The organism is Rhodococcus sp. NPDC059969 (assembly GCF_042738325.1).
Taxonomy (GTDB): domain Bacteria; phylum Actinomycetota; class Actinomycetes; order Mycobacteriales; family Mycobacteriaceae; genus Rhodococcus_F.
The window spans coordinates 416,389-430,155 of record NZ_JBHWUF010000001.1 but is presented as its reverse complement, the minus strand read 5'-3'; the positions used below and the strand labels follow the sequence as shown (position 1 = coordinate 430,155).

The 13,767-nt window shown below is 62.9% G+C and carries 13 protein-coding genes; 5 read left to right on the top strand and 8 right to left on the bottom strand.

What is annotated here, in order from left to right; genetic code table 11:
* The first annotated feature begins 38 nt into the window (after positions 1–38).
* The gene (locus ACFWAD_RS02015) at positions 39–1,409 is read left to right on the top strand and encodes a sulfatase (protein WP_378540957.1); all 1,371 of its coding nucleotides are present in this window, start codon (positions 39–41) and stop codon (positions 1,407–1,409) included.
* On the opposite strand, the gene cysC is transcribed toward ACFWAD_RS02015, so the two are convergent.
* From cysC to ACFWAD_RS01975, 8 genes are all read right to left on the bottom strand, one after another.
* Entirely contained in the window at positions 1,406–3,286 is a 1,881-nt protein-coding gene (gene cysC / locus ACFWAD_RS02010; protein WP_378540954.1) for an adenylyl-sulfate kinase, read from the bottom strand. The genes ACFWAD_RS02015 and cysC overlap by 4 nt on opposite strands.
* Entirely contained in the window at positions 3,286–4,200 is a 915-nt protein-coding gene (cysD, locus tag ACFWAD_RS02005) for a sulfate adenylyltransferase subunit CysD (protein WP_378540952.1), read from the bottom strand. The genes cysC and cysD overlap by 1 nt, the downstream gene beginning before the upstream one ends.
* Positions 4,197–5,006: a Stf0 family sulfotransferase gene (locus tag ACFWAD_RS02000; RefSeq protein WP_378540949.1), complete on the bottom strand. Its 810-nt coding sequence runs from the start codon at positions 5,004–5,006 to the stop codon at positions 4,197–4,199. Before ACFWAD_RS02000 ends, cysD begins: the two co-directional genes overlap by 4 nt.
* A gap of 122 nt (positions 5,007–5,128) precedes the next feature.
* Positions 5,129–6,070, bottom strand: a complete 942-nt coding sequence (locus tag ACFWAD_RS01995; protein WP_378540946.1) for a copper resistance D family protein — start codon at positions 6,068–6,070, stop codon at positions 5,129–5,131.
* 4 nt (positions 6,071–6,074) lie between these two features.
* Positions 6,075–6,593, bottom strand: a complete 519-nt coding sequence (locus ACFWAD_RS01990) for a copper resistance protein CopC (protein ID WP_378540943.1) — start codon at positions 6,591–6,593, stop codon at positions 6,075–6,077.
* Positions 6,593–7,261: a YcnI family protein gene (locus tag ACFWAD_RS01985; protein ID WP_378536415.1), complete on the bottom strand. Its 669-nt coding sequence runs from the start codon at positions 7,259–7,261 to the stop codon at positions 6,593–6,595. The genes ACFWAD_RS01990 and ACFWAD_RS01985 overlap by 1 nt, the downstream gene beginning before the upstream one ends.
* A 52-nt stretch (positions 7,262–7,313) precedes the next feature.
* On the bottom strand, positions 7,314–7,829 hold the full coding sequence (locus ACFWAD_RS01980) for a hypothetical protein (protein WP_003944165.1): 516 nt from the start codon (positions 7,827–7,829) through the stop codon (positions 7,314–7,316).
* Between the two features lie 14 nt (positions 7,830–7,843).
* Positions 7,844–8,497, bottom strand: coding sequence for a DUF6474 family protein (locus tag ACFWAD_RS01975; protein ID WP_378445457.1), 654 nt, complete (start codon positions 8,495–8,497; stop codon positions 7,844–7,846).
* 124 nt (positions 8,498–8,621) lie between these two features.
* Here ACFWAD_RS01975 and ACFWAD_RS01970 point away from each other — a divergent pair, with 124 nt between their 5' ends.
* From ACFWAD_RS01970 to ACFWAD_RS01955, 4 genes are all read left to right on the top strand, one after another.
* Positions 8,622–10,178 carry a TM0106 family RecB-like putative nuclease gene (locus tag ACFWAD_RS01970; RefSeq protein ID WP_378542889.1) on the top strand — a complete coding sequence of 519 codons (1,557 nt, stop codon included), beginning with the start codon at positions 8,622–8,624 and terminating at the stop codon, positions 10,176–10,178.
* Positions 10,179–10,253: 75 nt separating this feature from the next.
* The gene (locus ACFWAD_RS01965; RefSeq protein ID WP_378540941.1) at positions 10,254–10,658 is read left to right on the top strand and encodes a hypothetical protein; all 405 of its coding nucleotides are present in this window, start codon (positions 10,254–10,256) and stop codon (positions 10,656–10,658) included.
* Positions 10,659–11,146: 488 nt separating this feature from the next.
* Positions 11,147–12,934: a hypothetical protein gene (locus tag ACFWAD_RS01960; protein ID WP_378540938.1), complete on the top strand. Its 1,788-nt coding sequence runs from the start codon at positions 11,147–11,149 to the stop codon at positions 12,932–12,934.
* The gene (locus ACFWAD_RS01955) at positions 12,927–13,739 is read left to right on the top strand and encodes a hypothetical protein (RefSeq protein ID WP_378540935.1); all 813 of its coding nucleotides are present in this window, start codon (positions 12,927–12,929) and stop codon (positions 13,737–13,739) included. The genes ACFWAD_RS01960 and ACFWAD_RS01955 overlap by 8 nt, the downstream gene beginning before the upstream one ends.
* Positions 13,740–13,767 lie beyond the last annotated feature (28 nt).

Genomic DNA, 13,767 nt, shown 5'->3' with positions numbered 1-13,767 from the left:
TGTTGCCGCACGTGGGCAGGGCAACTAGCCTTGCCCACGTGTCGGCTGCGCGAGATAACGTCCTGATCATTCATTGGCACGACCTGGGGCGACACCTCGCGAGTTACGGTGTCGCCGGGGTCAACAGCCCCCATCTCGACCGTCTGGCGGCAGAAGGCATCCGGTTCACCGACGCACACGCGACGGCGCCGCTGTGCTCGCCTTCGCGCGGTTCGCTCTTCTCGGGCAGGTATCCGCACAACAACGGTCTGATCGGGTTGGCGCACCACGGCTGGGAGTACCACGCGGAGGTGCAGACGCTTCCGCAGATCCTCTCCGACAACGGTTGGTACACCTCGCTCTTCGGCATGCAGCACGAGACTGCGTATCCGAAGCGACTGGGCTATCACGAGTACGACGTCACGAACTCGTTCTGCGACTACGTGGTTCCGCGTGCCCAGAACTGGCTACGACGCTTCCCGCCCGAGCCGTTCCTGCTCACCACGGGATTCTTCGAAACGCATCGGCCGTACCCGGCGGATCGCTACACCCCGGCGGACACCGCAGCGCTCGAGGTTCCCGGATACCTTCCGGACGTGCCGCAGGTGCGCGAGGATCTGGCCGAGTTCCACGGCAGCGTAGAGGTAGCGGACGCCGCAGTGGGTGATCTGCTCGCGACCCTCGAGGAAGAGGGGCTCGATGAGAACACGTGGGTCTTCTTCCTCACCGATCACGGCGCGGCGTTCCCGCGCGCCAAATCGACGCTCTATGCACCCGGCACCGGCATTGCCTTGATCGCTCGGCCTCCCGCGCGGTATCGCAGTGGCGGAAAGGAATACGAGACACTGTTCAGCGGTGTGGACCTTGTTCCGACCATTCTCGATCTCCTCGGTATCGACGTGCCCACCGAGGTGGAAGGACGCTCGCACGCCGATGCCCTCGTCGATCGTGGAACCGAGCCGTCCGAACCCGTCCGGACCTCCCTGTTCACGGAGAAGACCTTTCACGACAGCTTCGATCCCATTCGCGCCGTGCGAACCAAGGACTACAGCTACATCGAGAACTACGCCGTCCGCCCGGCTCTGGATCTACCGCTCGACATCGAGGACAGTCTTTCCGGAAAAGCCCTGGGCACCGAGCATCTGGCGGTACGAGCACCCCGGGAGCTGTACGACCTACGAACCGATCCGGACGAGAAGATCAATCTGATCGATCGACCGGAAGTCTCGGCTGTACAGGCGGAATTGTCTTCGCAGCTTCACAACTGGCGCGCCGAAACCGATGACCGTCTGCCCGACGAGGCATTGGGTAGCGCGATGGCCGTGCACCGCATGGCGGCGTACCTCGAGAAGATCGGTGTCCGGCCCAACGTGCGGTCCGCCTACAGCGCGGACCGCGGCTATCTCGAGTCGGACACCGAAAACCCCTAGGTTTGAGCGGTCTCTCGCTCCTCCAACAATGCGATGACCCGCTCGACCAGTTCACTGATGTCAGCGCCGGTCGTGTCGAAAGCCAGATCCGGAGCTTCCGGGGTTTCGTACGGTGCGTCGATTCCGGTGAGTCCCTTCAGTTCACCGGCCCGCGCACGTGCATACAAGCCTTTGGGATCTCGACGTTCGCATTCTTCGACGGGAGTCGTGACGGCAACTTCCAGGAAGGTGAGGCCGGCAGCTTCGTTGAGAGCACGCGCAATCGCTCGATCCGAACGCAGCGGCGAGACCATCGACGCGATGGCCACCACGCCGGCGTCGGCGAACAGTCGCGTGAGATGCCCGACGCGTCGGATGTTCTCGGCTCGGTCTCCCGGCGAGAACCCGAGATCGTCGGAGATACCGTGGCGGACGTTGTCGCCGTCCAGAAGATACGCCGTGCGCCCGGCCTCGACCAGCGCACGTTCGACAGCCACGGCGACGGTGGACTTTCCGGAGGCAGGCAGGCCGGTCAGCCAGATCGTCGCGCCCTTCTGGGTGGTCGACGCCCACCGTCGTTGACGTTCGAGTGAGGACGGGTGCCATTTGATGTCGTTGCGGGTCTGCTCACCGGGAACGACAACGCGTGGTTCGAGAATGGTGCCGGCGCCGACGGTGTCGTTACTCTGCTCGTCGATCAGGATGAAAGCGCCCGAGTCCCGGTTGTGGTCGTAGGTGTCGGCGACCACCACGGAACTGGTTCGGAGCGTGACCGTTCCGATGTCGTTGAGTCCCAGTTCGACTGGGCTGTCCTGCTCGTCGAGCGTTTCAGGATCGAGACGGGTGTGGAGTTCTTGAACCGTCGCTCGCACGGTCCGGGACGTGTGTTTGAGTGCTATGCGGTCACCGGCGCGCAACGGGGTGTTGGACAACCAGCAGATCGTGGCGTCCAGTTCTCGGGCCAGCACGGGCAAATGAGCCTGCGCGCCGCCACTGACCAGAACATCGCCACGTCCGACGTCGATGTCGTCCGCAAGCTCCACTGAAACCGACAGTGGTGCAACGGCAGTGATGCGACCTTCGTCGAGAGTATCCAATCCGATCACGGTGCTCTTCGATCCGGACGGCAGAACCACCACTTCGTCTCCGACGCTCAGCGTGCCTGCCGAAATTCGGCCGGTGTATCGGCGACGGTTCTGCGGATCGGGGCGCGAAACCCACTGCACGGGAAGCCGGAGCTCTTCGGTGCGGGTCGCAGGCGCATGGAGTTCGACGCCTTCGAGGTACTCGAGGAGCGTCGGACCGTCGTACCACGCGGTGTTCTCCGAACGGGTCACGACGTTGTCGCCGGCTTTCGCGGAAACCGGGATGGCGAGTACGTCCTCACGTCCGACTTGCCGTGCCAAGGCCCGCAATTCTTCCTGCACCTGAGCGAATCGCGCTTCGTCGAAGTCCACCAGATCGATCTTGTTCACTACCGCGACAAGGTTCGGAACACCGAGCAGCGCAGCGATTCTGGCGTGCCGACGCGTCTGACGCAGTACTCCGGTTCTCGCGTCGACCAACAGGACGGCAACGTGCGCGTTGGATGCGCCGGTGAACATGTTGCGCGTGTAGCGCTCGTGCCCCGGAGTATCGGCGAGGACGTAACTTCTTGTGGGAGTGGAGAAGAATCGGTAGGCAACGTCGATCGTGATTCCCTGTTCGCGCTCGGCGCGCAGCCCGTCGGAGAGTGCGGCCAGATCAGCGACACCATCCTCGTCGGTCACGGAATCGAGGTGATCGGTGGGCAGGCTGCCGGTGTCGTGCAACAGTCGGCCGATCAGGGTGCTCTTGCCGTCGTCGACGCTACCCGCCGTTGCCAGTCGCAGGAGTTGGCGAGTGATGGTGGTGGTCATCAGAAGTAGCCCTCACGCTTTCGGTCTTCCATCGCGGCGACCGAGGTTCGGTCGTCTGCGCGAGTCTCGCCTCGTTCGGAAACCGTCGCGGCCGAGATCTCGGTGACGACGTCGTCGATGGTGGTGGCGTGCGATCGAACGGCGCCGGTAATGGTCAGATCGCCGACGGTTCGGTATCGCACCCACTCGGTCGTTGCCGCGGCGTTCTCGGTTTCGGTGCTGAATTCCGAAGCAGCGAGGAGCATTCCGTCGCGCTCGAATACCCGCCGTTCGTGCGCGAAATAGATGGACGGCAGTTCCAGTTCCTCCTGGGCTATGTAGCGCCAGATGTCGAGTTCTGTCCAGTTGCTCAGCGGGAAGACACGAACGGACTCTCCGCGTCTGATCCGACCGTTGTAGAGCGACCACGGTTCGGCCCGTTGCGCCCGAGGATCCCACTGGCCGAACTCGTCACGGAAGCTGAGGACACGTTCCTTGGCTCGCGCGCGTTCCTCGTCCCGGCGGGCGCCGCCGAATGCGGCGTCGAATCGCCCGCCTTCGAGAGCGTCGAGCAGAGTTCTGGTCTGCAGGCGGTTTCGCGATCCGCTGGACTCGGTCGACTCCTGCACTCGACCCTGGTCGATCGAATCCTGAACGGAAGCAACCAGAAGTGTGTGCCCGCCCTCCTTGATTCGGCGGTCGCGAAATTCGATGACTTCCTGGAAATTGTGGCCGGTGTCGACGTGCAGGACCGGGAAAGGGAGTGGGGAGGGTCGAAACGCCTTCTCGGCGAGTCGAAGCAGGACTATCGAGTCCTTGCCGGCCGAGAAGAGCAGTACCGGTCTTTCGAGTTCTGCCACCACCTCTCGAATGATGTGAACCGCTTCGGATTCGAGAACTCGGAGTTCGTCGACAACATCGGTGACGGTGCTCATGTGACGGGGTATCCGTTCTGTTTGGCGTCGATGCGATAACGCTGCACCCATTCGCGGGATCGTCCGTCGCTCTGACGACGCAGCGGCGGTGGCGGGGCCAGTTGTCCGTCGAGGCCGAGGGAGATGAGGGTTTTTGCGACCACGGACTGCGGGTCTTCGGTGAGATCGCGAAACCCGATCTCGATGGGGGAGATGTCCTCCTCTTCGAACCAGCGCTTCCACTGGCGTTCCTGCTCACCGAGAATCGTCACCAGGTGTGCGATTCCGAGCGCGTTGTACTGCGCACCGTCCGAGAGATTCGGTGGGGTCGCGTCGTCGCGCCAGACCTGTGTCTGCACGGCGCGCCACATCGACACGGCCTGAGCGACGACATCTTCTCGATAGACGTGGATGAACTGCAGGTCGTGATCGAGGGTGTCGTGGAGTGCGGAACGTAGGTCCGTCCCACTGCGCCAGGGCAATCCGGCCGCGCGATCGAGTAGAAGCGGCGTCTGGTTCCACATCAGCTTGCCACCCCAGACTCCGTTGGGGGTTCGGCCGAGTTCGAGAAGTTGTGTGCGCCACTGTTCGGAGGTGCGAGTGTCCGGCGTGCCCGGGTGGAACGGGGCGAGCAGACCCAGGACGGACTCGTCCGTGACGTCTTCGAACCACTGCCTCGGTTGCGGCGATCGCGAGGTCTCGGGGAGGTACTGGAAGAACTCTTCCGGCTCACCCGCAACCCCGGTTGCTCGCAGGGATTCGACCAGCAAAGTACTGCCGCTGCGCTGCGAAGCGCAGACGAGAAACGAGCGTTGGGCCTCCGTCATGCGAGCAACGCTAAGGGGGGCCGGAAACCGCCGCAAGCTGGGAAAATAAACTCACGTAGAGGTTAAATCTCGACGTGAAACGTTAAATGTGCGGGTCACGAAATGTCGCGCTGAGGCACGTCTTACGCAGTTGTCGCAAGGGCCGCGGCAAGCCCGAAAGCGATGGCCATGAAGACAACTTCACCGACGGCGCGGCGAAGGGATCCGTCCGCACTGATGCGGTGTGCGGCACTTGCGACCACCCACGTCCGGCGCCACCACCAACCCAGTGCGACGAGCAGGGCGATCGCCACGATCTTGGCGAGGATCACCCGGCCGTAAGCGGTGTCGTAGAAGGCGGAGAGCGAGTCGAGTCGCACGACGGCGTTGACGATACCGGTGACGACCAACGCGAGGACGCATCGCCAGGCGAGGGCGGAGTACTTTGGCAACCAGATCGCCCAGGCACCGCGCGACGGTACGGCAAGCGCGAGTGCGGCGAGCACGCCGAACCACAAGGCCGCAGCGAGGACGTGAACGGCGTCGAGGATCGATCCGAAGCTCTGCTGCGCCATGTGCCCGGTGATCGGGCGGGCAGCGAGGGCCAACGCGGAGACGACCAATGCCGGTGCGACGGGAACGGTCTCGGGATTGGTGAATCCGTAGACGCCGTAGCAGACGACGGCAAACGCGCACGCGATGATCGCGACGCCGACGCGGCCGACGTTGACCTCGGAGACGAATGCGCCGAAGTGCCCGATGGTCAGCGAGGTGACCGGGGCGCCGTCGGCCGCTGCGGCATTGAGCACGAGGAGCGTGATCTCGGCGACGAGCCACACTGCTGCCACCGCGGTGAGCTGAGTCCACATGACGGCGGGGGTTGTTGCCGGGCGGCGTTCACTGCGGCCCATCCAGGCGAGCGTCGCGATGCCGAGCGTCAACGAACCACATCCGATCGCGAGAACGCGGACCGTGCTGGACGATTCGGGTCCCGACGGGCTGGCGAGGCCCCAGGCGATCAGGACTCCCAGCAGAGCTGTGGGTACGGCAAACAGCAACCACCACCTGTTTGCCGTACCCGTCACGCGATCAGCTCGACTTCGGCTTACGGAGCACGAAGAACAGCGCACCGCCGAATACGACGATGCCGGCGACGATGAAGATCCACACCGGCATGCTGCCGGACTCCGACTCACCCGTGCTCGACGCGGCTGCAGCGCCGGGAGTTCCCGACCCTGCCTCGGTGAGGGTGAAGGTCAGGGTTCCGTTGACGGGGTGACCGTCAGCGGAGGTGACGCGGTACGCGATGGTGTAGACGCCGGTCGGTCCGAGATCGCCGAGGTCTGCACTGACAGTGGGACCTTCGACGGACGGATCGCTCTTGGTCCAGAGGTTGCCGTCCGGGCCGGTGACGGTCAGTGCCGCGAACTGCGCCTGCAGGGCCTCGTTGAACGTGACCGAAACCTTGTCAGGCGCAGCTTGAACGGACGCGCCGTTTTCCGGGTTGGAGCCGACCACCGCGGAGTGTGCACTGGCAGTGCCCATTCCGAGCATCGTGGCCAGCATCGCGAGCATGCCGACGGCGATGACCTTGATCCGCGTACTCATCAGCGCTTGCTCCTGACCAGTGCGCCGAGACCGAGTGCAGCGCCCAACGCGCCGAGCACCAGGCCGACGCCGCCGAGCCAACGGGCGGTGTTGTCCGACGAAGAAGATTCGGATGCGGCGGAAGTCTCGGCAGTGTTATCGGCAGAGGGGGCTCCGTGGGCATCACCGGTGGATGCGGCGAGAGTCAGCGTCGGCGCGGGCTTGTCCGGCTCACTGCCGTCGGCCAGCTCTTCCTGATCCCAGTTGACGACGTTCCCGTCGCTGTACGTCTGGACGGCCTTGAACTCGACCTCTTCCTGCTCCGGCAGCGGGCCTGCCGAAAGAACGAACTGCTGGAACTGGCCGGGCGCGATTCCGACGCCGGGGTCGGCGGTCCAGGTCACGGACTTGGCGACCAACGTGGTGGGGTCCTTCTCCACGACGGCGGTCCAGCCGGGCAACGGTTCGGTACGTGCCGACTTGAGGTCGGGGAGCGCCACCGTCAGCTTGGTGGTCGAAGCGGTGTCGGATTCGGTGGGCACGCGGAACGTGAGAACGGAGTATCCGCCCTGCGTAGCTCCTGGTGCGACGACGCTGACGTGTGCTGAAGCAATTCCGGCGGCCAGCAGCACGGCGCTGCCGGTAGCAACGGTCGTGACAACCGCACGCGAAATCAGGGTGTTCTTCATGTCGGGAAGTGTCCTCTTGGTCTGGTGAAGGGGTGGGGAGTTCTACGAATCTTCAGACCAGGGCAGGAGGACCGCGCCGCGAGATGCTGGCGCGCAGTAGAGCGTCGACGGGTCCGTGATGGATTCCGGTCGAGACGGTGTGGCCGCGGGAAGTGACGGCGGCGGGCGCCAGGGACGCCAGGACGACGTGAAGAGCGTGGGTGACAACCCGGTAGAGGCGCTCGGCGGCCAGGACCGCCACCGCACAGGCGACGGTGGCACCGGCGTGAGCACCGAGCATCACCAATCCCGGAGCGGGCGAATGAGCGTGCTCGGAGAGCGTCATGGTGGTGTGCGCGGCAAGCTGACCCAGGCCGAGAGCCACGATCAGTGCCGCGGGTCCCCGAGAGAGGGCGGGAAGGGTGGCCGTCACCGCGCCGACGGTTGCGCAGACCGCGAGCAGCAGGGTCAGCGACGACGACTGTGGCAGCTCGCCTCCACCGATTCCGTGCGCAGCGACAGCGAGAGCAGCCGAAGCGGAACCGACAGCTGTCCCCCGGAGGGTCGCGGTCTGCTCGGCTGCTCTCACTGGCTTACTCAGGTCTAGCGCACGCCGAGACGTGCGAGCAGATCTGCTTCGACGCCGTCGAGTTCGGAAGAAATTGCCTGATGAGCTGCCTTACGGCGAGCCTGCGGCATCTGCTCCGCAGCGCGAACTGCCGTGCTGAGGTCGCCGAGGCGCTCACGGATGGCGGCGGCAAAACGCTGCGTCTCCGCGTCGTCGGGCTTGCGGCTGAGGATCTCGGTGACCGAGCTCTCGGCACCGGCGATACGAGCGCTCAACTTCGCGCCGTGACCGGTGTAGTCACCGAGCTGGTCGACGGCGATGCCCATCTTCTGTGCGCGCGTGGTGTCGAGCTGGGCGCGCACTGCCGTGGCCGCACGGTAGGCGATCGGCAGGAGAACGGGGGCAAGCAGACGTGCCACACCCAGGTACTTACGCACCTTGGCGACGGTCAGGCCCTGATTCGCAGCGGCCTTCTCCTGCGCCTTCAGGGTCGCGATCTGCGCCTTCTCGATCTTGTGCGCTGACTCGATCTCGGCTTTCTCCAGCTTCTTGAGCGACTTGGTCTCGACCTTGTCGCGCTTACGCTGGCTCTTGGCGTTGAGCTTCGCCTCGACCTCAGCCTTGTGCTTGAGAGCCTTTGCCTCCGCCTTGCGGGTGGCACGAGACTTTCGCTTCTTGAACAACCCCATCGAAAAGGACCCCGTTTCCAGGTGTTTGTGTGTTGCCAGGTACCTGCGCTTCGGCTTCAGCCTAGGGGAGCACATAATCTTCGTCATCGTGTGTTCCGTTAACAACCCCGCGCCCCAGCTCCCGATCATCGATTCGGGGGCGTTGACCCGATGCCGTCATCGGGTGCGTCTGGACGGGTTGTTTCCCGGGAAATCGGCTTCGGAACCCGTCGACACCGGCGTGAAGCAGCGCCAGGATGCCGCGATCGCGAAGCGCGCGGAGATCGCCGACCTGGTGATCGGCGCTGCTCCCGAGCGTTGGGTGAAGATCAACCCCGATCAATCGGCGTCGGCGCAGGCTCGCGACACTCTGGCTGCCTGTGAGGCCGGCGCGGACCGGATCTGGGGCGCGGTCTTGCCGGTCGAGCGCGATACCGGCCGCAAGGGCCGCTGCGAAATGCTCATCCGTGACGACGAGGGCGGCGGGTACATCCCCGTCATTGTCGTCAATCACAAGGTGACCGATCCGGGTCAGGGCGCGATCACCTCGGGGCTCTTCGAATGGGAGCCCGCAGTCGATCCCAAGCGCAAGGTCCGCAGTCAGGTCCGCGATCAGATGCGCGTCGCGCAGGTCTACCGGATGCTCGAGCGTCGTGGGATGGCGAGCCCGTCGCTGACGGCAGGCGCGATCGGATACAACGGAGACTGCATCCTCGTCCACGACCTCAGCGCGATTCTCGACGATTACGACGAGCGTTTCGCCGACCGTATCGCTGTTGCCCGCGGTGAGGTGCTGACGTCTCCGTCACAGGTGAGCGAGTGCAAGTCGTGCCCGTGGTGGACCGAATGCAAGCAGGAGTTGGTTCGCAACCGTGATGTCAGCCTGGTGGCTGTCGGATCGCGCGCGGAGCTTCTGCGCGACGTCGGCTGCAACACGATCGATCAGCTGGCCGCCTGGGACGGTGAGCCGCTAGAGGATTGGCCGCACGGAAATTTCGACGACGCAGTGGTGATCGCCAAGGCGTGGTTGGTGGATGCTCCGTTGGTGCGGCGGTTCGAGAAGATCTCGGTGACTCGGGCGGACATCGAGATCGACGTCGACATGGAGAGCTATCAGGAGCACGGCGCCTACCTGTGGGGGACGTTGCTCAATGTCGGCGGCTTCTCGATGTATCGAGGATTTGCGACGTGGGATCCGTTGCCGACGCGTGACGAGGCGCGGTCGTTCGCAGAGTTCTGGGGCTGGCTGATGGCGGAACGTGCCGCAGCCGCTGCTTCGGGCAAAACCTTTGCCGCGTACTGCTATTCGCGTTCGGCCGAGGACAAATGGTTGTTGGACTCGGCGCGCAGGTTTGCCGGTGAACCCGGGATTCCGAGCAAGGACGAGATCCGCGAATTCATCGACAGTCCGCAGTGGGTCGACATCTATCAAGCGGTGAGTGATCAGTTCATCTGCCCGAACGGCAAGGGACTCAAGAAGATTGCCCCCGTCGCCGGATTCAACTGGCGTGACGCCGAAGCCGGTGGTGAAGCGTCGATGGCGTGGTACCGCGAGGCGGTCGGCTACGACGGTGAGCCGGACGAGACGCAGCGGACACGCATCCTGCAGTACAACGAGGACGACGTCATCGCCACCAAGGTCCTCCGTGAGTGGATGACGGACCGCGCGGAGAAGGAAATTCCGCTCGCCTCGGACCTGTAAGTCGGCGGCCTCGACGTATACTTGGCCGACGTTGCACGAGTCAGGGGGGCTGACTCGTGCGTCCGAGGGGGAATCGTGGGTACGTTTGCGGCAGATATCGCTGAATTGAAAAGCTTGGGCGGGGTGCTGCACGGGCTCGCGGATGAAGCTGGTCGGCTGAGCGTGGGACCGTCGGCCGGTGCTCCTCCGGCCGCTGGGGGCACGTTTGTCCCCATGGCGCCTGGGCCCTTGCTCGGGAATTCTTCTTTTGCCCCAGCGAATACGGTGCTGACCTCTTTTCTCGAAGCATCAGCGATCTCGCACGAGCTTGTCGAGGGTTTGCTGGTTCCCTCCCTGCAGGAACGGTTGGGCGAGACCGGCGACATCATGACCAACGTCGCCGAAAATTTCCGCAGTCGCGACGAGCAGTCTGCTGCCGAACTTGCCACCACGTACACCGACGCCACAGGCGCCTGGGTCGCCCAGGAACCCACCGCATGACCCCGACGCGTGCACAGATCGAATCATGGGATCCAGCGTCGCTCACCGCCATTGCCGACGCCTGGATTGCCCTGGGCAGCAAGGTGGAAGATCTGTTTTCACGGTATTTCAGCAGTGTTACCACCGTGCACGGTGCTTACTGGGAAGGGAAGACCGCGGAAGCGGCTCAGGACAGGGCCGCCGCAGACAGGAAGACTGCCGGCGAGGTTGTCGATGCTCTCGAATCTCTGGCAAAGACCGCACAGCAAGGCTTTCACGAGATCGACGCTCCCTTGCAGCGGGCCCGAATGGCAGTTCTTGCAGCAGAAGCGGATCGATTTGTGGTCTCGGATGCGCTTCTGCTCACGGACACCGCGGCCGAACCGGACACCGCCCGTGTTGCCCTGATGGTCGAACGGCAACGTGAGCTGACCGACGCTGCACATGCCACCGAGAATGCGGACAACACTGTGCGAAGCTCCCTGGCCGGCGCTCGTGACGGGCTACGTGTGACATTCGTATCCGCTGTTACCTCGGGTGGGGAGCAGGGTAAGAGTGATTCTGACGCTCTCGCGACCGACCCAACGTCGCTGACACTCGAGCAATTGCAGCGGATCACGGAAACCGGCCACCTGACATCGGAACAGGCTACGGCGTTGGAGCGGGGTGAAACTGCGACAATTTCGGCGTCGCAGATGGAGTACCTCAATCAACTGGGAAGATCACTGGACGGGAAATCGCCCCAGGAGATCGAAGACCTGCTCTCGAAGTTACCGCCCGATGCGCAGGCTTCGGTCGCAAACTCGCTGCAGATACTGTCCAACGAGAATGTCAGCGCGTCGGTGGAGGGTGATCCGGACGTTCCGACCAAGGGTGGTCTGAACCTTCTACCCGACAAGATGCGAGAGTCTCTGACTCGGGATGACCTGGTGGTAAACAGCTTTGACGTAGTCGGCGGATCCGGCCTTCCCAGCATTGCACTCAACGGCGTTGCCGACAATCAGGCGATCGCCGACATTGTTTCGATGGGCGACGATCAGTACAAGAGCGGCAGTGCCCTCGACAGTGCGCTTCTCGATGTGGGGCAGAAATACCTGGATGCGCAGGTAGCTCATGAACAGAACCCGGAACATAAATTCGAGTACTTCACGGTCGATGGGCGTGGTACCCAGGATATGGCGATCACCGAGCAGATCTTCGCTGCTGTAGGAGATGACAAAATTGCCGTGGATGCCGCCGTGAACAATCCGGAATCCGGCGGCGGATTTGTGAAGGATGTACTGTCGCACAACTGGACTGACGGCGGTAAAGCTGCGTCGACGCTCTTCGATTTCTCGGGTGGTGATGCCACAGTCGAAAACCCGAATGATCCCACCGATGTGGCTACGGCAACTCGTACCGGCAGCATCATGTCGGCTGTCGGTGCGGCGGTCAGTACCGACGAAGCGTGGAAACTGCTGTCCGACGTTCCTCAATCCGACGGCCAATCGGCCGGTCAGCTCAATCCAGATCTGTTGCAAACAGTTTCACGGAGCATGAGCCCCTACGTTTCGGACCTTGCCGGCAGTCCGGGTCCGAACGTCGCTGGATTCGATCGCGGGGAATGGGCCGATCCCACTGATAACAACCAGTACAAAGGCTCTGCCAATGTTTTCGCGCTGATGAATACTGATGAGGGGGCAGGAAGGATACTCACGCAGGCTGCCATTGCCGAACAATTGGCATCGGAGGGCCGGTATGCCGCAGATCCCACCGGTAGCGACTCGAGGGCCGAGTTGGAAAGGGTCGGTAGGTTGCACGGCTTGATCGATCGCGGGATGCTCGAGGCCGTTCAAGACCAATACGATGACAAGGCTGCGCACGCTCAGGTCATCTACGATCGAAAAGAAGCTGCATTCACCGCACTGTCGACGATGGGTTCCTTTGGCATCGATAAACTTCCAGGTGGCGAGTTCGTCAACTTGATGATCGATAGTTCGGGGAATTCTTTGCAGAGTGCGATGATCGGGAAGCCTCCGGGTGGAGCAGATCAGGCGGCCCTCAACCCTCCTGATTTTCAGCGTGACACCTACAACATTCTGAGGGCAGTGCCCGAGATGCCCATGGAGATCCGGGATCAGTACGGGAAGTACTTCGACGAATCGGGGCAACTGATGAGCTGGAATGAGGTGGTGAAGACTGAGCCCGACGATATCAAGCTTGGTGCGGACTGCGCGGAAATGTTCGAAGTCTTGGGTGGTACCGATGCGGATGGCATTTTGCATGCATATCAAATCGTCGTGCTGACCGATGGATAAGCGCGTTCGGAGCTTAGCGGGTTTGTCTCTATGTGTCGCTCTGGGTGTATCTGCCTGCGGTACATCGGATCCCGAGGGTCGTGGCGCGACCACCGAAGTGGTCCCGGCCTTCGACAACTTTGTGCCGAACGTGTGGTCAGCAGATGCCGGCGTCGATTTGTTCTCGCGTGGATCGGAACTGCTGCGAGCAGCGTTCGAGCCGAGACGCTACTGGCCTGTGATCAGTGAGGTCGACGACTTCTTTCCTGGCTATACCTCGGCTCTTGTGGAACAACCGCGCCCGGGGCAGAGCACACGGTTCGCTGAGCGGGCAGAGTATCTGGCTCCTTTGGGGGAGACCGTATTTGCTCATATCACCGACTACTCTGCAACGGATGCCGAGGTGTCGGGCACGGTGTGCAGCTACATGATCAATACGACGGAGGGGCGAAACTGGTCGGTAGAGTTTCCGGACCACGCGTATCGAATTGTGTTGAAGAATCGGGGTGAGAGTCCGGGTTTGCCGGGCGTTGTCGATTCCGATCCCGAGCGAGGGGAGCCTGGGGACCGTACGCCATCCTGGGATGTGTTCGGGTCGTGGAAGATTCAGCCCTACGTCTATCTCTCGGGGTCGTCGAATCCCCCTGCGAATGGCGGCAACGGTATTCCGCCAGGGTGCCAGGATTGGTGGTTGCAGCAGTTTCCGGAGCTGATCTATGAAACTCCGACTGCGCAGTTGCGGCGCCAGCCAAAAGGCTTTGTGGCTCCGGTAATGCCGTTGGGTGTGCAGTATCCGGGGTGGATCGGTCCGGCTGATGTGTCATAAGTTTCAGCCCGTTCGTGTTCTGTCAACA

Bases quoted from the DNA above. Each gene is read 5' to 3' on its own strand.
- ACFWAD_RS01955 (WP_378540935.1), top strand. From the start codon at position 12,927: ATGGATAAGCGCGTTCGGAGCTTAGCGGGTTTGTCTCTATGTGTCGCT.
- cysC (WP_378540954.1), bottom strand. From the start codon at position 3,286: ATGACCACCACCATCACTCGCCAACTCCTGCGACTGGCAACGGCGGGT.
- cysD (WP_378540952.1), bottom strand. From the start codon at position 4,200: ATGAGCACCGTCACCGATGTTGTCGACGAACTCCGAGTTCTCGAATCC.
- ACFWAD_RS01985 (WP_378536415.1), bottom strand. From the start codon at position 7,261: ATGAAGAACACCCTGATTTCGCGTGCGGTTGTCACGACCGTTGCTACC.
- ACFWAD_RS02000 (WP_378540949.1), bottom strand. From the start codon at position 5,006: ATGACGGAGGCCCAACGCTCGTTTCTCGTCTGCGCTTCGCAGCGCAGC.
- ACFWAD_RS01975 (WP_378445457.1), bottom strand. From the start codon at position 8,497: ATGGGGTTGTTCAAGAAGCGAAAGTCTCGTGCCACCCGCAAGGCGGAG.
- ACFWAD_RS01990 (WP_378540943.1), bottom strand. From the start codon at position 6,593: ATGAGTACGCGGATCAAGGTCATCGCCGTCGGCATGCTCGCGATGCTG.